Here is a 16,334-nt window from a genome sequence, read left to right on the forward strand (position 1 = left end):
GAATCTTGCCAACCGTATGCCATCACCTTTTGCCAATACGCTGTACGATCCGGACGCGTCTTCCTGCCCGGCCGTCGCGCGTCATCTTGATTTTGTCGAGTATGAAGCCGAAGTGCCGGTGCATAGCCATCGCAAAGGACAACTGATTATCGTGCTGTATGGCGCGGTGCGTTGTCGGGCGGAAAATAACCTGTGGATCGTGCCGCCTCGCTGCGCGGTATGGATCCCTGGCGGTATTGCCCACAGTGTGACCGCCACCTGGAACGCGCGCCTCAACTACCTGTTTATTGAACCCGGGGCGGCGGCGCTGCCCGACAGCTGCTGCGCGCTGGCGCTCTCTCCCCTGATCCATGAGCTGGTGGGGCGGCTCACCCGCGAAGGGGCGTACTACGCGGCGGATAGCCATGCCGGGAGACTGACCCGGGTGACCCTTGACGAGCTGGCGACCATGCCGGCGCAGCGCCTGAATCTGCCCGTCTCAGCGCACCCCAAAATACGCGCCATGGCCGACAGGCTGGTGAGTCATCCTGACGATCGCAGTACCCTGCCGGTGTGGGCGAAACGTCTGGCGCTGAGTGAACGCTCCCTGGCGCGCCTGATGCGGCGGGAGACCGGCCTCACCTTCGGACGCTGGCGCCAGCAGCTTCATCTGATTATTGCCCTGCAGGAGCTGGCCAGCGGCGTTTCGGTACAAAACGTGGCGGCTAAGCTGGGGTATGAGTCGGTGAATGCTTTCATTACCCTGTTTAAAAAAACGATGGGGACGACGCCGGCGCACTATTTTGCCGAACGGCAGACCGGCACTCGTTAAGAAAAAGGGACGGGCGACGACCGCTGGCCTGACGCCCGCCAGAGAGGGCGGGCAGGGACTTAGGCTTTCGGCGACTTGATCTTAATAATAAATCGCTCATTCAGCCGGGTGATCCTCGCGCCAATGTCGCCAAACTCGGTGGCGATTTTAAAAAAATCGTCCGCGGCGACGTCGAAATCGAGTTCAATTTTCTGATGTTGTCCTGTCGCCAGTAATTCATAGAAATGGTCAAGGCTGCGGGCTTTTTCGCTGGGCATCGTATTTCTCCATGGTCAACCAATCAGCAGGGCGTTTATGACTTATCGCGCTTTCCGGATTATTCAGCAGAATGGCAATGGGGCCTGATATAAGATTATGCAATGACAGTAAGAGTGGGGTAGGGCGATATTATTCCGTGTTGTTAAACCGTGCGGTCGCGCGTTTGCCGGCGATACCATGACGGCAGGAACAATCCTGTGGCGTCGGCTGATGATAGACATTGTTTGATGACAATTTGATGTCAGTAAAATGAACCTGCAAGGGCTCGGGATTTCATATCGCTAAATAATTTTTATTCTGTGGCTGATAAGGTAGTTCTTAACTACTTTATGGTGATGGGGCTTTATTTTTTATGGCCAACGGCGAGGGAACAACGATGCAATTACTTGATTTATTCGCAGGCTTATTGTGGTTAAGCAGCGTTATTTTCCTGCTGTTTGTTCTTGATGTGGTCATCACCCGTTATCTTTATCGTAAATAACCGACAGCAGCGACGGCGCTCGGCGTAGGGTACAGCGCCGGAGGATGATAGTATAACGCCGGGACTGATTCAGGAAGGAATGCGCGGTGGCCGGGAGAGTTGATTACGATATTGAAAAATACCAGTTTACCGAAGCCGGTGAAACGTCGCGGCTGCGGGAGCAGTGGCGCGAAGTCTATCAGGAGTGCCGTCAGCTGCAGGCCGGGGCAGAGGAGCGCCTGCGCATTGCGTTATTGAACGTCGACTATGTCACCAGCTTCGAGCTGCCTTTTCGCCTGCTGCTGGTCCGCGCGCCGCAGCTGATCGCCGACGTCCGCGAGACGCTGCAGCTCAGCCGTAAAGCCGCCGTTTTCAACGGCAAACGTTACGGCTGCGTCTACAGTTTGAAGCAGGATTTACAGGCTGTACCGGAGAGCTTTCATTACCACCTGACAAACCGCATTCGTCGCGTCGAAGCGACGGGCCTGACGGCGGCGCCGTACCAGCAGATCGCCCGGGAGATTAAACCTGCCCGGGATCGACTCCGCCAGGCATTAATCGCCGGCCTGCCGGTTACCGCGCTTGATGCCCTGTTCTGGTTCGGCAGTCAGCGGGTGGCGGCGGACATTGCCCAGCTGCGCCGGTCCGGTATGGCTATTGTCACTGAGGAGGTGGAGGTCAGCGACAATCTGTTCAATACCACCCGGCGGGTACCGGTTTATCGTCTGACCAGCGCGTGAGCGGGTCTCGCTTCGCCCAGCCGCTGCCTCTGCAGGCAGTCGACCATTGCGCCATCAAACCAGACGCACAGCCCTCTGGCGGCATGCCGCGGAGCCGGTTCCCGCCACGCGCTGACGCTGAGCATGATCAGCATCAGCGCCAGCGGAACCACGTATATTCTTTTCACTTCCCTTTTCCCGCTTCGCCTTTTCTGCCAGTAAGGTAGCGGGAAAATATGACGTTTCGTTGACCCGGCTGCCTGATTTATCGCCCGCAGAAGGCATGGCCGGCGGGGCGTGCCGGGTGATGCGTTATTCATCTTCGGCATAACAATATGACAAAATTGGCGGCTTGTTTTTTTCGTTTTTATTACATCATGCTTTTTATCCTGCAGGGAAAAAGCATGAAGTCGCCATGCCTGGCGGCGGGGTTATCTTGTAACTGGCTGGTTTGAAACGATATTTTAATTGTGATTTACGCGGGTCTGACAGCGGGGGCAAATTTATATTAATTCACTTTACCGATCAATAAATTATATCTTGATAGCTTTTAGCTATCGAATGTTTCTTATCGATCATTTTAAACTATTTTTGTTAGCGGGAAATATATGACATGCTTTAACCCTTTCTTATTTCTGGTATTTTTTAAATGGTTAAAGAAAACGTGAAAAATACCTCTTATCGCTTCGTTCTGGAGCCCGCTATTAGCGATGGTGGCGGCTACCACTCGTGGGAATTGCTCACTAAAGACATTATAGCACCCGCACAAAATAACACCTCAGCGCCCACGTTTTCTTTCTCCACGCTCACCGAAAGCGATAAACTTGCACTATTTACCCGACAAATCGAGTTGCTTTCCGTATTTGATTTTTCCCAGGTCGATAATAAGCCGATCTCTCTAAATATTGATGATTTATTAAGCCATTTTATTCTGACCGACCGCTATCTCTGTGATTTTCTGCGCTCCTGTAAATACATTGCTCTGGAAATAAATGAGAATTTTCATGAATTTATCGCTGGCCGTGAACTGACGGCGCTGAGCACGCTGGCGGCGCTTTGCCCGGTCTGGCTGGATGACTTTGGTCGCGGACGAACGACGTTCCGGCTGCTGGAGCGATTTCGCTTTGATTGCGTCAAAGTGGATAAAGACTATTTCTGGGACAAAGAAAATGATCCCGCTTTGCCCGGGCTGTTACAGGCTATTCATACCCTGACCGGGCATGTGATTGTGGAGGGGATCGAAACCGAAAAGCAAAAACGGCTCATCACTGCGGCCGGGGATATCATTGGTCAGGGCCGTTACTGGAAGGATGAATATATCTTTCTTTGCTGCTGAGCGCCCGCCGGGGCCAGGTTTCGGTTACCTGCCATTCTTTTCTTATCCAGTTTTAAACGAATGCTTTGTTACAGATAGTCTTTATTCCCGCGATGATAATCCAGTCTCTTTTACTTGCCTGAAGGATAACTCATTGTGAATACACGCTTGCGTAACACCCTGATCGCCATTGCGCTGACCACCTGCTTCACCGCCGCCAGCCAGGCGTCGACCTCGGCTGACGTGCCGTCTGTCTCGCAGGACCCGGTCGTCCAGCACCTGAAGCTGAGTGAGGATCAGGTCGCCAAAATCCAGGCGCTGCGTCAGGGCTTCGAAAACAGTGTGAGCCAGATTAAAATCAGCGGCTATCAGGACGGCGCCCTGGCCGACGTGATTCACTCCGGGAAATGGGATGAAGCCAAAGTCAAACAGCAGCTGGCTGCCTTTAGCCAACTGGATCAGCAGGTGCGCTATTATCGCGTGAAATACTACTTCGACGTCAGCCAGGTGCTGACCGCCGAGCAGCGTGAGCAGGTGAAAAAAGACCTCGCCGCGGCGATCAACTAACCCGCCTTCGCCATCCGCTCCGGATGGCGCTGCATCGGACGACAGACGCCGCGTGTCCGGCGCCTGTCGCCCCGCTTGACTGACTTACTGACCGTGGCCGTTTTCCAGACGGGCAAAATACTCCGGGGCAAACGGACGCGGGTCGACATCGGCAAACGGCGCACGCTCAAAGTGCGCTTTCAGCGCCCAGGGAACTGTGCAGTCAAAAATCGTCTTGCAGCTGATACCTTCCCCGCGGATCGACGGACTGTATTCCGGCGTCTGGGAAGGATCGAGCTGGTGACCGCGGATACCGGGGAGGGTGGTGATGCTGACATCCCCCTGCATACGGGTGGTCATCGCCCACAGGATATCGTCGCTGTCAAAGATATCGACATCCTCATCAACCAGAATGATGTTTTTTAGTTCGGAATAGGTCGCCAGCGCCAGCAGCGCAGCCTGTCCCTGACGTCCTTCGTCGGCGGGCTGACGTTTTTTCACCTGCAGGATCCCCAGAAATTTACCGCCGCCCGCGGTGTGGGCGTAGACGTTTTGTAAAAAGCCCGGGATGGCGGCCTCGACGGCATTCCAGATACTGGCTTCGGTCGGCAGCCCGGCGAGGGTGGTATGTTCTTCCCCCGGTCCCACCAGCGTCTGCAGGATGGCATTGTGCCGCATGGTTACCGCTTTGACTTTGATCACCGGCAGCGACGGGTTGGCGCCGCCGCAGTAGCCGGGAAATTCCGGCATCGCGTGGCCGCTGTTGGTGTGTTGATCTTCTCTGACGCGCACGCCGGGCAGCAGTTCGCCTTCAATGACGATCTCGGCGCGGGCGATGGCTTTCTCCGGGACGCTGACGCCCTGCACCAGCTCCACCGGGCGCTGACGCAGCGCGCCGGCGACGCCCAGTTCGTTATAGCCAAACGGCGTGGTAGGGGCTTCGAAGCAGGCGCCAATATAGATGGCCGGATCGAGACCCATATTGATGGTTATCGGCAGCGGTTTGCCGGCAGCCTCGGCTTTCTGGCGAAACACTTCGATATGGCGGCCGGCGGCAAGAAACATCGACAGCTCATCCCGGCCCTGCACGCACAAGCGGTGGATGGTGACGTCGGTGAGCGAGGCGTCGTCAGGATCGCTGGCCAGCGCCAGGCCCAGGCAGAAGAAGGGGCCGGCGTCGATCGGGGTGTTGGTGGGCGCCGGGAGCAGGGTGCGCAAATCAAAGTCCGGATCGTCGGCCAGAAAAACCTGCTCCTGACAGGGGGCGCTGCCGGCCGGAACCACCACCGGCGCAACCGGTGTTTTCACCGCTTTACCCACCTCCAGCGCCAGCTGCGAAGCTTCGCAGCCCAGCAGCAGCGCCGCCCGCTGGCGGCTGGCGTGCATGCCCACCAGAATGCGTGAATGCGGATAGCCTTTAATATTGTTAAACATCATCGCCGGGCCAATGCGGGTGGGGCGCTTCACGGTGCCGCCGGCGCCGATATGACGATAGACGCCGGCCAGCTCGGCGTTAGGGTCCACCGGATGATTGGTTTCGAGGTATTGATTGTCATGCTGTTGCAGCAGCGCGATGGCGTCGCGCAGATCCTGAATCGGTGCGGTCATGATGTTCTCCTTAGCGTGTCGATGCGCACAGTATGCTTCGCAGGCTAATGGTTATCAATTGCATCATTCATGCGTTATTGATAAGATTTTTGTTATCAATAAAACCTATGGAGTCCGGCATGTCCTTGCGAGCGTTACGCCATTTTGTGGTCGTTGCCGAAGAGTTACATATGCACCGGGCGGCGGAGCGGTTACATATCGCCCAGCCCGCCCTCAGCCAGCAGATTAAACAGCTCGAGCAGCGTCTGGGGGTGGTGCTCTTCTCCCGCGCCAACCGCCGTCTGACCCTGACCGCCGCGGGCGAGGCCTTTTGGCAGAAGACGCGGCTGGCGCTGGAGATGGTCGACCAGGCGGCACTGGACGCCCAGCGCACCGCGCGGGGCGAGCAGGGAAGGCTGCATCTGGGGTATGTCTCCAGCGCGATGTACGACAGTAAACTGCCGGGGCTGCTGCGCGAGCTGCGCGCCGACTGGCCGGGGATTGAGCTGTCGCTGGTGCATGGCGATGTGCAAATGCTCTACGAAGCGCTGCTGGATCTGCGCCTGGATATCGCCATCATCCGCGCGCCGCTGGCCTCGCCGCCGGAGGCGCTGGTGGTCAGGCCGTTTGTGCGGGAAAAGCTCTGCCTGGCGCTCTATCAACAGCATCCGCTGGCGGGCGTGGGGGCGCTCAATCTGGCCTCATTGCGCGCGGATAACTGGATCTCGCTTGACGATCCGCAGGGCACCGGGCTGGAGCAGGTGTTTATTGACGCCTGCCGCGTCGCGGGCTTTACGCCGCAGGTGGCGCAGCGGATTAACGACGTCACCTCGATGATTAGTCTGGTCTCCGCCGGGGTCGGGGTGGCCCTGGTTCCGGTCTCGGCGCGGGCCTTACGCCTCGATAACGTGGTGTATATCGATCTTCAGGACCGGCTGGCGGAGAGTGAGCTGAGCATAGTTTACCACCGCCATATCCGTTCGGCGGTGGTGCGGAAAGTTATCTCGCTGCTCAATGCGACCGAGCAATCATCCGGTTAGCTGGTCTTCAGGCGGCCAAAGCTGACAATCCTTGAGCGGCCCAGCTCTTTCGCCCGGTACAGCGCGGCGTCCGCCGCGCGCAGCAGGCTGTCGCTTTGGGTGTGCTGCGGGTAGCTGGCGATGCCAATCGACACATCCACCTGGCCTATCTCGGTCAGACCATCGCGCAGCGTCATCGCGTGCACCTGGGTATAGATCTCGCTGGCGCACTGGTGCGCCTCGGCTTCGTCAAGGCCGGGGAGCAGCACCAGAAACTCTTCGCCGCCGTAGCGGAAAGCCGTGCCGATATCGCGCACCGCGCGCTGCACGATGGTGGCGACGCTCTTAATCACCAGATCCCCGGCCTCGTGGCCGTAGCGGTCATTGATGGCTTTAAAATGATCGATGTCGATCATCAGACAGCTCAGCGGGGTGTGGGTATGGACCGCCAGCGCCATCTGTGAATGCAGCGCTTCGTCAAGATGATGGCGATTACGCAGGCCGGTCAGGGAATCGAACAGCGCTTTTTCCAGTAGGGCGCTGCGTAAGCGCTGATTGGCCAGCGCCAGGCCCAGCGCTTCCGCCATCAGCTCAAGGTAGGCCCGGGAAGGAGCGTCACTGGCGGTAACGTTCTGAAAGGTCAACAGCCCGATGGCTTCGCCCTGGGCGATGAGCGGTACGCAGAGCGACTGGCCGGCGTGCGCCTCCGGCAGATGATAGCAGGTGATATCGGGTTCGCCCTGCACCGGCGGATGGCTGAGTCCCCGACGTATCGCCCAACAGTCGTCGGGTGAAAAGGGCGTCGTCTCCCCGGCGGGCGCCAGCCACTGCGCCACGCAGCGCATCTGCCAGGGGTCGGTATCCAGAATATACAGTTTCCCGGGGATCGTCGGGGCGATATTCGGCGCAAACAGTTCCGCCACCTTAATCACATCCTCAATGGTTTCACAGCCCTGCAGACGCTGGGTCATGCGCGCCAGCAGTTCGCGGATCGCCCAGTCAGCGTCGCGCTGCTGCTCCAGCTGCTGGCGGGCCAGGCCGTTCTCGCGAAAAATGCGGATGGCCTGGGCCATATCGCCAATCTCATCCACCTGAGTAAACTGCGGCGTCTCCACCGCATAGTCCTGGGAGGCGAGACGCTGCACCACGTCGCTCAGGCGAACCACCGGGTAGAGCACCCGCCGCTTGAGAATAAAGCCGAGGACGAACAAAAACATCAGCGCGGTCAGGCCGACCATGATTTCCGACAGGGTGCGCCAGATCCGCGAGCGTTCGGTGGCCTGGTCAATGGCGACGGCGGCGCGATTTTCGAGCATCTGGCGGAAGCGATCGATCAGCGTCTGCATGCGTTCCAGCTCGGTCTCGTATGCATTGCCGTATAGCACGGCGATGGCCGCTGGCGCATCGCCGTGGGCGACATGCGCCAGGGCGGCCTGTTGTTCATCCTGCAGTTCAGCGGCAATCTGCAGGCCATCATGCAGCAGCGCCAGCTCCTCGCGGCTGGCGCCGTTATCTTTCAATCTGGCCAGCCGCAGCTCAATGTTTTTGTCGGTCCGCTGCAGCTGCTGGTACTGCTCCAGCGTCTCCGGAGAGGGCTTAACCACGTATAGCCGGGCGAGGTCAGACAGCGCCCAGGCGTCGTTTTCCACCTTGTCGGAGAGGGTATCAAAGACCTGGCGCTGCTGTACCGCCTGGCGTTCGACGCGGTCGGCGCTGGAGGCCATGAGCATGGCGCTCCCGGAGGCCAGCGTCAGGCCGACGGTGATCCCGTAGGCCCAGTTGGTGATGGTGGCGATTCTCACCCTGTGTTTCCTTGCATGCAGATGAAGCTGTTTTAATTATAGAACCCGTCCCCGTCACGACGGCGGTCCGCTTCAGGGACGGTGCTCGCTGCGGGGGTGTTCGAGGGTCTGAAGAATGATGGCGTGTAGCGTTTCCGCATGGTGGCGCAAAACGAGAAAGACATCGCGATCCAGAGCGCCATTTATAACATCCGTTTCCATAATCTGTAAGGCCTCCTGCCAGGCCATCCCTTTACGATAAGGGCGATCTTCGGTCAGGGCGGTGAAAATATCGGCGATGGAGATAATGCGGTCGGCGAGGGTCAGGTGATCCTTTTCGAGATGCAGAGGGTAGCCGCTGCCGTCCAGTTTTTCATGATGATTCGAGGCCCAGTTGATAATGTCGCCAAGCTCGCTGTAGTCGCTAAGGAGATCCCCGGTCATGTAGCTGTGCTCGCGTACCTGGCTCAGCTCGTCGTCATCCAGCTCCCCCTCTTTTTCCAGAATAGAAAGAGGGATATAAACCTTACCAATGTCGTGCAGATAGCCGGCAACCTGTATTTGCTGGCAGATGGGCTCCGGCAGCTGCATCCAGTGGGCAAGCTGGCGGGCGATTTCCCCCACCATAATACTGTGGCTGGCGGTAAAGCTGCTGTAGGTGTCGACAATTTTGGCAATCAGCAGGCAGACATCTTTCAGACCGTCAATATCCAGATACAGCGTGTTGATGGGGGCAATAATTTCCAGCAGCCGTTGAATATGCCCGGGATGCAGGTGCTGCCAGAAGCTCGCATTTTCAGCGACCTCGCACAGGGTATCGCAGAGTAACGGATCGATCTCCCGGTGCAGGGTGACGAACTGCTCCACCACTGCCCGCGTGGGCCAGGCGGTCACGCGGCTATCCGCCGGCAGCAGCCGTTCAAAGGCATCGGCGAAATAGACAATATGCTGTTCGCGGCTGCCGCGGTGCTCCGGGCTAAAGTGGTGGTCGCGAATAAAGGGGACGATGGGCCGGAAGGTGGCTAACCCCTCGAGCATCGCCGCCCCCTGGCGCTGATGCGGATCGTGAATATTATCGATGGCATCCAGCGAATGAATGGTGCGTCTATCACCCAGTACGCCGATATCGTGCAGCAGCGCGGCGCAAAAGATGGTCTGCTGCCGCTCGGCAGGCAGCCCCAACCTTTGCGCCAGCGTCAGGGCGATTAAGGCCGTTCGTTGCATATGCCGGTGCAGATCAGGGTTAATGATCTGAATGACGTTGGTGGTCAGCATCAGGGCTGACTTCAGGGCAATACGCATTTCTGTTCTCCGTTCGCGTCACCCGGCGGGCATAAATGACCTCGGGGGTGACGGAAGTGTCGATAATCTGATCCCAATGCGTGTTGTGTGTTGCTGAAAGGGTAAAAACTCATAATGTATGGGTTCATGGCGCCTGCCCGGTTCAGATCCAGTCATGCACCAGATTTGGGCGATGTTGATGCGAGAACCTTATTATTGTCTGATAGTTAACCATTTACCCCCCGTAAAAGATATCAATTCTGGCAAGCCCTTTGCATTAAGCAAGCGTAAGTTTGATTAATGTCTATGAAGGGAGTGACTTGTATGAATTTTAGAGCATTACTTGCCATTGCGTTACTGACGATGAGCAGCCTGGCGTTTAGCGAGACGCGCTTACCGCATATTGTCATTTTAGCCACCGGTGGGACGATTGCCGGCTCGGCGGCCAGTAATACCCAGACGACGGGCTATAAAGCCGGGGCAATTGGCGTGCAGACGCTGATTAACGCCGTGCCGGAAATAAGTAAAATCGCCCACGTCGAAGGTGAGCAGGTGGCGAATATCGGCAGTGAGAATATGACCAGCGATATTATTCTGCAGCTCTCGAAGCGGGTGAATGCGTTATTAGCCCGGGATGATGTCGATGGCGTGGTGATCACTCATGGCACCGACACCCTCGATGAAACCCCTTATTTCCTCAATCTGACGGTGAAAAGCAATAAACCGGTGGTCTTTACCGCCGCGATGCGTCCGGCGACGGCGATCAGCGCCGACGGGCCGATGAACCTGCTGGAAGCCGTCACCGTCGCCGCCGACCCGGATGCCCGCGGGCGCGGGGTCATGGTGGTGCTTAACGACCGCATCGGCGCGGCGCGCTTCGTCACCAAAACCAATGCCACCTCGCTGGATACTTTCCGGGCGCCGGAGGAGGGTTATCTTGGCGTCGTGGTGGGGGGAAAACCCCAGTTTGAAACGCGGGTGGATAAAATTCATACCCTGCGCTCGGTCTTCGATGTGCGTCAGCTGAAGGCTCTGCCGAAAGTGGTGATCATCTATGGTTACCAGGACGACCCGGAGTATATGTACGATGCGGCGATCGCCCATCATGCCGACGGTATTATTTACGCCGGCACGGGGGCGGGTTCTGTATCGGTACGTAGCGCCGCTGGTATTAAAAAAGCGCAGCAGGCGGGTATCGTGGTGGTGCGCGCCTCCCGCACCGGCAGCGGCGTGGTGCCCCCGGACGACAGCCAGCCAGGGCTGGTGGCCGATTCACTCAACCCGGCGAAAGCGCGTATTCTGCTGATGACGGCGCTGACGCAGACGAAAAATCCGCAGCTGATCCAGCAATACTTCCACACCTATTGATCCTCTACGGCCAGGGCGTGGTTCGCGCCCTGGCCGCGTTGTTCTCTCAATCACCCGACGCGAGTGCAAACCGGCGGCGGATCATTGTCCGTCATTCACCCCGCCTGTTTTTATGCGCGAGGCGTAAAGAAATATTTTTTTAGCAGCCGGCGAGGGCGCCATTAAAATGCCTCCGCAGGGAAAGACGAGTATTTTTAAAGCAGGCTTAAATAAGCCTATTCTTAATTATTGTCTTAAGGCGAATTTAATCTTCCTTATGCTGATAGATTAAACATGATACATTCCACGGCGCGCGCGCTTTAATTATCACGCCCACAAATGACGACGCGACGCGATGCGCCACGCCGCTGGCCGCGCGGCTTAGCGGACGACATCTCCCCGCAGGCAGGGCGCCCCCGATGAAGAATTCGGTTTTTTCTGCTAGTAACGCGGATGATTAGCGTGAAAATGATATACATGATGAATATATTAAAAGGGTCGCGAGATTTAAGTTTACATTTAGTAACATTTGTGCCGCAATTATGTTTTTTTGTCAGCACGCAGTTTTTTACTTGCCGGAAGGAATTTCGCCGGATTAGTATTGTCGAACTTGCTGTACGTACCGCCTAATGATGATAAATGGACTCTGTTTTCCTTAAGCGTTACCACATAATTAATGTTTACAGGAAAAATCATGGCCTGCGTATTTCATAAACAACTTTTACACCCGCGCAACTGGCTGACCTGGTTCGGGCTCGGCATTCTCTGGTTGATCGTGCAACTGCCTTATCCGCTGCTGCATTTTATCGGCACCAGCGCGGGTCGTCTTTCCCGACGCTTTCTCAAACGCCGCGAACATATCGCCCGGCGCAATATTGAGCTCTGCTTCCCGGAGATGTCGCCGGCGGCGCGCGAGACCCTCATCGATCAAAACTTTATGTCGCTGGGAATGGGACTGATCGAAACCGGCATGGCCTGGTTCTGGAGCGATGAGCGGGTTAAAAAATGGTTTGATGTCGAGGGCTTTGCCAACCTTAATCATGCGCTTAGCGGCGGGAAAGGGGTAATGGTCGTCGGCGTACACTTTATGTCGCTGGAGCTGGGCGGGCGCGCCATGGGGCTGTGTCGTCCAATGATGGCCACCTATCGTCCGCACAACAGTCCGCTGATGGAGTGGGTGCAAACCCGCGGTCGCCTGCGCTCGAACAAAGCGATGATCGATCGCAACAACCTGACCGGCCTGGTACATGCCTTAAAATCAGGCGAAGCCGTCTGGTTTGCTCCGGACCAGGATTACGGCCCCAAGGGCAGCGTGTTTGCGCCGTTTTTCTCCGTCCCGCAGGCGGCTACCACCAACGGCACCTATGTGCTTTCCCGTTTATCGGGGGCAAAAATGCTGAGCATCAGCATGGTGCGCAAGCTGGATCGCCAGGGCTACAGCCTACACATTAGCGAAGTGATGAATGACTATCCGGGTGAGGATAAGCAGATTGCCGCCGGCTATATCAACAAGGTGATTGAGCGCGAGATCCTGCGCGCCCCCGAGCAGTATCTGTGGGTGCATCGCCGTTTTAAAACCCGCCCGCTGGGTGAACCCTCCGTCTATTAACCTTCCCGCACAGGCTGCGCTTTCAAAATCCCGACAGTTGGGGTAACGTGAGCCGGATCATGTTTTAGTCGTGCGCGAAGGAGTGCAGAGTGTTCGCTGAGTTTGGTGTTCTGAATTATTTGACCTACCTGGTCGGGGCGGTCTTTATCATCCTCGTCCCTGGCCCTAATACGTTTTTTGTGCTGAAGACGGGCATTGCCCACGGCGTAAAGAAAGGCTATCTGGCGGCGGCGGGCGTCTTTATTGGCGACGCGGTGCTGATGTTTCTGGCCTTTGCCGGCGTGGCGACGCTGATTAAGACCACGCCGGTGCTGTTTAACGTCGTCCGTTACCTCGGGGCGATTTACCTGCTGTGGCTGGGGGGCAAAATGCTCTATGCGGTGCTGACCCAGCGTGACGGCCAGGCCGACGCCAGCGCAGAGCCGGCGAGCGCAATCCTCAAGCGCTCCCTGACACTGAGCCTGACCAACCCGAAAGCGATTCTGTTTTATGTGTCGTTTTTCGTGCAGTTTATCGACGTCAACGCCAAAGCACCCGGGGTGGCGTTCTTTATTCTGGCGCTGACCCTCGAGGTGATAAGCTTCTGCTATATGAGCTTTTTGATCCTCTCCGGCTCGTTTGTCACCCGCTACGTCAAAACCCGCAAGAAGCTGGCCAAACTTGGCAACAGCCTGATTGGCCTGGTTTTCGTTGGGTTCGCCGCGCGCCTGGCTACCCTGCAGTCCTGATCCCCACGGGCCGGTTACCCACAGACCGGCCCGCCGCCTCTTATTCTGCCCTGTAACAAAAACCCTTCATTTTTTATTGCATTGGTGTTACATATACAGCCGTTTATCGCTCAGCAAAAAGGAAGCCCGGATGATTCTGCAAAAACTCCTCAGCAATAAAAACTGCAAAAAATACTGTCTGTCGCTCGCGGCGGTGTTTGCTATCGCGCTGGCGGTGGTGGGACGGGCGACCTTTGGCGGCGTGGTGAGCGAGTACAATATGCCGTACTCGGAGTGGACGACGTCCATGTTCTTCCTGCAGGGGGCGATGGTGACGGTTTACAGCATCGTCTTTACCGCGCTCTTCGCTATTCCGCTCGGCTTTATTTTCCTCGGCGACGAGCGTCAGGATTAAGCGTCAATGGGCGAACCAAAGTTCGCCCTGTTTTATCGGCTCATCAACAGCGTGAAGCATTAATCATCGTCATGATAGTGATGATGGTGGTGATGGCGATGGTGGTGATAGCCATCGTCAACAATGCATCCCGATAACAGCGTGCACAGCGCAATAATCAACGGTAACACGATCGGTTTTTTCATCCTTACTTCTCCCGCTATTTTACTTTCCCCGGGGCCGAGAATGCCGCGGCGGATAACGTGAGTGTAAAGCGTTAACTTATTGATGGGATAGGACAACTCCGCAATATCGCCGCGGCGATCACCACCAGCCGAACTGGGCGCCGGCCACCGCCACGATGGCGACAACCAGCATAATAATGGTGCTTTTTTTCATTATGCTCCGCCCGGCGCCGCATAGCCGCCGACAAAAAACCAGCCGAGAAAGACGACGGCGATGATAAAGATCGCCACCGGGAAAAGAATACCCAATTTCATGATAGTGTCCCTGTACCCACGAATGATGCCCAGCATGATACTGGATATCGCGTGACTTTAGTCAATATGAATAAAATTCTCCTGCCGACGAGACTTTTTATCCTGATACATCGCCTCATCGGCAGCGCGTAAGGCCGCTTCAACATCGATACTCTGCGGATCGCAGATGACCACCCCGAAGCTGGCGCCCTCATAGTTGATACGCTGTTCGCCGAGGAAGTAGACGCCGCACAGGGCCTGGCGCAGGGTGGTGACATACGCCTGCTGCGCCGCGGGCGGCTGGGCGCTACCGACGATCAAAAACTCATCGCCGCCAAGGCGGCCAACGATATCTTCACGGCGCGCGACGGCGGTGAGTCGTTCGCCGACCTGCACCAGAAAGCTGTCGCCGCACGGATGACCGAATCGATCGTTAATGGCTTTGAAACCGTCGAGATCGATAAAAATGAGCGCGACCTGTTGCTGCTGAGCGCGGGCGGAGGCAAAGCGTAGCGCCAGCTGCTTAAACAGCGCGCGGCGATTAGGGAGCTGGGTGAGCTCATCGGTCGACGAGTGCAGCTCCAGCGCGACGTTTGCCGCCTGCAGCTGTTGCACCAGGGTGTCTTTTTCCACGTAGTGGGAAATGAGCTTCGCGAACAGGCCCATAACCTGTTCACCTTCAAGGTCATAAGGCTGTTGTTGCCGGCTGGTGGCGCAGAGGGTGCCGAACAGAGAGCCGTCGGCCAGGCGCACAGGAATGCTTAAAAAGGTGGCGATCCCCAGCTCCTGGGCGGCGATGCAGGAGTGCCAGCGACGGGCGACGTCATTGCTAAACGTACACTGATCCTCAAGGGCGCGTTTGCACAGAGATTCATCCCAGGGGACGGAAAATCCTTCCGGGATCTGCATTTCGCTACTGTTGTGGGCGAACATGATCTGCTGCCGCTGGGCGTTGATATCGATGCGGGTAAGGTAGGTGGACTCCATTCGCGTCACCGCCTCCAGCATCTCCAGCAGCTGGCGAACCAGGGTTTCCAGGGACTGTTCCGTAGCGAGGGTTTGCGACACCCGGGCAAGAATAAAATCTGACATGAATAATACAGCTCCAGCACGCCAAACGTCACCCCAGCATATTGGGCTGCAAACGGACATCAGCGTCGAGTAAACAGTGATATTTTTAAATTTATCACATCTGTCTGGGGAATACTTGTCGACACGGCGGGAAAAAAGCCCCGTTGGGGGGAGATCACTCAGGAAACCGTGGATTTCAACGTGATGATAATGATGCTTCCCCCATTAATTATAAAATGCGCCGCGAACTGTGGCGTCGTAGCAACCCAGCACAACGCCGTAACGAGATGATGGCCTGTATTAAGAACTTGAAATTGATAGTAGAAATGCGCGGTGACTGTGCCATGTCCTCAACATTACCAGCCCATCCGACCCACGTAAGGAAACCCCGGCCAGTTACATTGCAAAGTACATCCGTAAAAACATCGATGGGCGTGGTCTGGGTGATACCGTCAGCAAGGATACAAGGAAATTACTTCGCGATAGCGTTGAGTTTGTCGCTGCGTGGGCATCTCGTGCAATGAAAACCAGCAAACCGGGTGCTCCGGTACTTATGGATCCAAAACTGGACGCTGTGCTCGCAGCTGCTGATGTTGGCTGTTTTGCCACTTACATCATGAAGCAGGGCGGTGTACTTGTTCCCCGCAAAAATTACCTCATTCATACCGCCTACGAGCCGACAGTCGAACCAGGAACCTATGGCGATCACGGGATTCGTATTTATGGCATTTGGTCGCCAATCACCGGTAAGGAAAACAAAATATGCACGCATGTCCATACCTGGAAGATGGTGAAGAAGGCTCCCGCTAACCCAGGCGCTGAAAGCGCCGCCCAGGGCGACCCCGTCGCCCCTTGGACTCGTGTCAATAACTGTCCCGAGGTTAAAAAACGAACAAATCAGCATCCCGGTTCACCGCCATTAATGACAGTGCCAGATGAGCGGGAAGAGC

18 protein-coding genes and 1 pseudogene are annotated in these 16,334 nt (G+C 56.6%); 11 read left to right on the forward strand and 8 right to left on the reverse strand.

The window, feature by feature from the left end; translation table 11 throughout:
• Positions 1-16 precede the first annotated feature (16 nt).
• The gene (locus tag ACOI6Z_RS16085; protein WP_064154849.1) at positions 17-811 is read left to right on the forward strand and encodes an AraC family transcriptional regulator; all 795 of its coding nucleotides are present in this window, start codon (positions 17-19) and stop codon (positions 809-811) included.
• Positions 812-870: 59 nt separating this feature from the next.
• Here the strand turns inward: ACOI6Z_RS16085 and ACOI6Z_RS16090 are convergent, their stop codons facing one another.
• On the reverse strand, positions 871-1,068 hold the full coding sequence (locus ACOI6Z_RS16090) for a hypothetical protein (protein WP_023289222.1): 198 nt from the start codon (positions 1,066-1,068) through the stop codon (positions 871-873).
• 568 nt (positions 1,069-1,636) lie between these two features.
• Between ACOI6Z_RS16090 and ACOI6Z_RS16095 the strand changes: the two genes are divergently transcribed.
• The 4 genes from ACOI6Z_RS16095 (at position 1,637) to ACOI6Z_RS16110 (ending at position 4,130) form a co-directional block, all read left to right on the forward strand.
• Positions 1,637-2,269, forward strand: a complete 633-nt coding sequence (locus tag ACOI6Z_RS16095; RefSeq protein ID WP_023289223.1) for a helix-turn-helix domain-containing protein — start codon at positions 1,637-1,639, stop codon at positions 2,267-2,269.
• A gap of 45 nt (positions 2,270-2,314) precedes the next feature.
• Entirely contained in the window at positions 2,315-2,470 is a 156-nt protein-coding gene (locus tag ACOI6Z_RS16100; RefSeq protein WP_048298651.1) for a hypothetical protein, read from the forward strand.
• Positions 2,471-2,897: 427 nt separating this feature from the next.
• Positions 2,898-3,584, forward strand: coding sequence for an EAL domain-containing protein (locus ACOI6Z_RS16105; protein WP_050533960.1), 687 nt, complete (start codon positions 2,898-2,900; stop codon positions 3,582-3,584).
• Positions 3,585-3,719: 135 nt separating this feature from the next.
• Complete coding sequence (locus tag ACOI6Z_RS16110; RefSeq protein ID WP_023289225.1) at positions 3,720-4,130, forward strand: Spy/CpxP family protein refolding chaperone; 411 nt, start codon at positions 3,720-3,722, stop codon at positions 4,128-4,130.
• An 84-nt stretch (positions 4,131-4,214) separates the two neighbouring features.
• Here ACOI6Z_RS16110 and ACOI6Z_RS16115 read toward each other — a convergent pair whose 3' ends face one another.
• Complete coding sequence (locus tag ACOI6Z_RS16115; RefSeq protein WP_023289226.1) at positions 4,215-5,717, reverse strand: UbiD family decarboxylase; 1,503 nt, start codon at positions 5,715-5,717, stop codon at positions 4,215-4,217.
• 119 nt (positions 5,718-5,836) lie between these two features.
• Here ACOI6Z_RS16115 and ACOI6Z_RS16120 point away from each other — a divergent pair, with 119 nt between their 5' ends.
• A complete protein-coding gene (locus tag ACOI6Z_RS16120; RefSeq protein ID WP_065812103.1) occupies positions 5,837-6,736 on the forward strand; it encodes a LysR substrate-binding domain-containing protein in 900 nt (299 codons plus the stop codon).
• Here ACOI6Z_RS16120 and ACOI6Z_RS16125 read toward each other — a convergent pair.
• Together ACOI6Z_RS16125 and ACOI6Z_RS16130 are read right to left on the reverse strand one after the other, a co-directional pair.
• On the reverse strand, positions 6,733-8,517 hold the full coding sequence (locus ACOI6Z_RS16125) for a diguanylate cyclase (protein WP_065812102.1): 1,785 nt from the start codon (positions 8,515-8,517) through the stop codon (positions 6,733-6,735). The genes ACOI6Z_RS16120 and ACOI6Z_RS16125 overlap by 4 nt on opposite strands.
• A gap of 72 nt (positions 8,518-8,589) precedes the next feature.
• Positions 8,590-9,798, reverse strand: coding sequence for an HD domain-containing phosphohydrolase (locus tag ACOI6Z_RS16130; protein ID WP_023289229.1), 1,209 nt, complete (start codon positions 9,796-9,798; stop codon positions 8,590-8,592).
• 303 nt (positions 9,799-10,101) lie between these two features.
• Here ACOI6Z_RS16130 and fraE point away from each other — a divergent pair, with 303 nt between their 5' ends.
• The 4 genes from fraE (at position 10,102) to ACOI6Z_RS16150 (ending at position 13,855) form a co-directional block, all read left to right on the forward strand.
• Entirely contained in the window at positions 10,102-11,145 is a 1,044-nt protein-coding gene (fraE, locus tag ACOI6Z_RS16135; protein ID WP_044522254.1) for a fructose-asparagine asparaginase, read from the forward strand.
• Positions 11,146-11,818: 673 nt separating this feature from the next.
• A complete protein-coding gene (gene lpxP / locus ACOI6Z_RS16140; RefSeq protein ID WP_023289231.1) occupies positions 11,819-12,733 on the forward strand; it encodes a kdo(2)-lipid IV(A) palmitoleoyltransferase in 915 nt (304 codons plus the stop codon).
• Positions 12,734-12,822: 89 nt separating this feature from the next.
• The gene (gene leuE / locus ACOI6Z_RS16145) at positions 12,823-13,461 is read left to right on the forward strand and encodes a leucine efflux protein LeuE (protein WP_004203730.1); all 639 of its coding nucleotides are present in this window, start codon (positions 12,823-12,825) and stop codon (positions 13,459-13,461) included.
• A gap of 130 nt (positions 13,462-13,591) precedes the next feature.
• The gene (locus tag ACOI6Z_RS16150; protein ID WP_004203731.1) at positions 13,592-13,855 is read left to right on the forward strand and encodes a DUF2534 family protein; all 264 of its coding nucleotides are present in this window, start codon (positions 13,592-13,594) and stop codon (positions 13,853-13,855) included.
• A gap of 59 nt (positions 13,856-13,914) precedes the next feature.
• Here the strand turns inward: ACOI6Z_RS16150 and ACOI6Z_RS16155 are convergent, their stop codons facing one another.
• From ACOI6Z_RS16155 to ACOI6Z_RS16170, 4 genes are all read right to left on the reverse strand, one after another.
• Positions 13,915-14,040 carry a hypothetical protein gene (locus tag ACOI6Z_RS16155; protein WP_004203733.1) on the reverse strand — a complete coding sequence of 42 codons (126 nt, stop codon included), beginning with the start codon at positions 14,038-14,040 and terminating at the stop codon, positions 13,915-13,917.
• A gap of 118 nt (positions 14,041-14,158) precedes the next feature.
• Positions 14,159-14,233 carry a protein YoaJ gene (gene yoaJ / locus ACOI6Z_RS16160; protein WP_137910537.1) on the reverse strand — a complete coding sequence of 25 codons (75 nt, stop codon included), beginning with the start codon at positions 14,231-14,233 and terminating at the stop codon, positions 14,159-14,161.
• Positions 14,233-14,334, reverse strand: coding sequence for a YoaK family small membrane protein (locus ACOI6Z_RS16165; RefSeq protein WP_004150782.1), 102 nt, complete (start codon positions 14,332-14,334; stop codon positions 14,233-14,235). Before ACOI6Z_RS16165 ends, yoaJ begins: the two co-directional genes overlap by 1 nt.
• 57 nt (positions 14,335-14,391) lie before the next feature.
• Positions 14,392-15,405: a sensor domain-containing diguanylate cyclase gene (locus ACOI6Z_RS16170; RefSeq protein ID WP_065812101.1), complete on the reverse strand. Its 1,014-nt coding sequence runs from the start codon at positions 15,403-15,405 to the stop codon at positions 14,392-14,394.
• Between the two features lie 511 nt (positions 15,406-15,916).
• Here ACOI6Z_RS16170 and ACOI6Z_RS16175 point away from each other — a divergent pair.
• Positions 15,917-16,261: pseudogene (locus tag ACOI6Z_RS16175) on the forward strand (replication endonuclease); the annotation flags it as partial.
• Positions 16,262-16,334: the final 73 nt, after the last annotated feature.

The sequence above is a fragment of the Klebsiella sp. C239 genome (assembly GCF_048822715.1).
In the GTDB taxonomy this organism is placed as follows: domain Bacteria; phylum Pseudomonadota; class Gammaproteobacteria; order Enterobacterales; family Enterobacteriaceae; genus Klebsiella; species Klebsiella quasipneumoniae.

Excerpts from the sequence above, each read along its gene's own strand:
- ACOI6Z_RS16085 (WP_064154849.1), top strand. The coding sequence starts at position 17 with ATGCCATCACCTTTTGCCAATACGCTGTACGATCCGGACGCGTCTTCC.
- ACOI6Z_RS16090 (WP_023289222.1), bottom strand. The coding sequence starts at position 1,068 with ATGCCCAGCGAAAAAGCCCGCAGCCTTGACCATTTCTATGAATTACTG.
- ACOI6Z_RS16105 (WP_050533960.1), top strand. The coding sequence starts at position 2,898 with ATGGTTAAAGAAAACGTGAAAAATACCTCTTATCGCTTCGTTCTGGAG.
- ACOI6Z_RS16115 (WP_023289226.1), bottom strand. The coding sequence starts at position 5,717 with ATGACCGCACCGATTCAGGATCTGCGCGACGCCATCGCGCTGCTGCAA.
- ACOI6Z_RS16120 (WP_065812103.1), top strand. The coding sequence starts at position 5,837 with ATGTCCTTGCGAGCGTTACGCCATTTTGTGGTCGTTGCCGAAGAGTTA.
- ACOI6Z_RS16130 (WP_023289229.1), bottom strand. The coding sequence starts at position 9,798 with ATGCGTATTGCCCTGAAGTCAGCCCTGATGCTGACCACCAACGTCATT.
- fraE (WP_044522254.1), top strand. The coding sequence starts at position 10,102 with ATGAATTTTAGAGCATTACTTGCCATTGCGTTACTGACGATGAGCAGC.
- lpxP (WP_023289231.1), top strand. The coding sequence starts at position 11,819 with ATGGCCTGCGTATTTCATAAACAACTTTTACACCCGCGCAACTGGCTG.
- ACOI6Z_RS16150 (WP_004203731.1), top strand. The coding sequence starts at position 13,592 with ATGATTCTGCAAAAACTCCTCAGCAATAAAAACTGCAAAAAATACTGT.
- ACOI6Z_RS16155 (WP_004203733.1), bottom strand. The coding sequence starts at position 14,040 with ATGAAAAAACCGATCGTGTTACCGTTGATTATTGCGCTGTGCACGCTG.
- ACOI6Z_RS16165 (WP_004150782.1), bottom strand. The coding sequence starts at position 14,334 with ATGAAATTGGGTATTCTTTTCCCGGTGGCGATCTTTATCATCGCCGTC.
- ACOI6Z_RS16170 (WP_065812101.1), bottom strand. The coding sequence starts at position 15,405 with ATGTCAGATTTTATTCTTGCCCGGGTGTCGCAAACCCTCGCTACGGAA.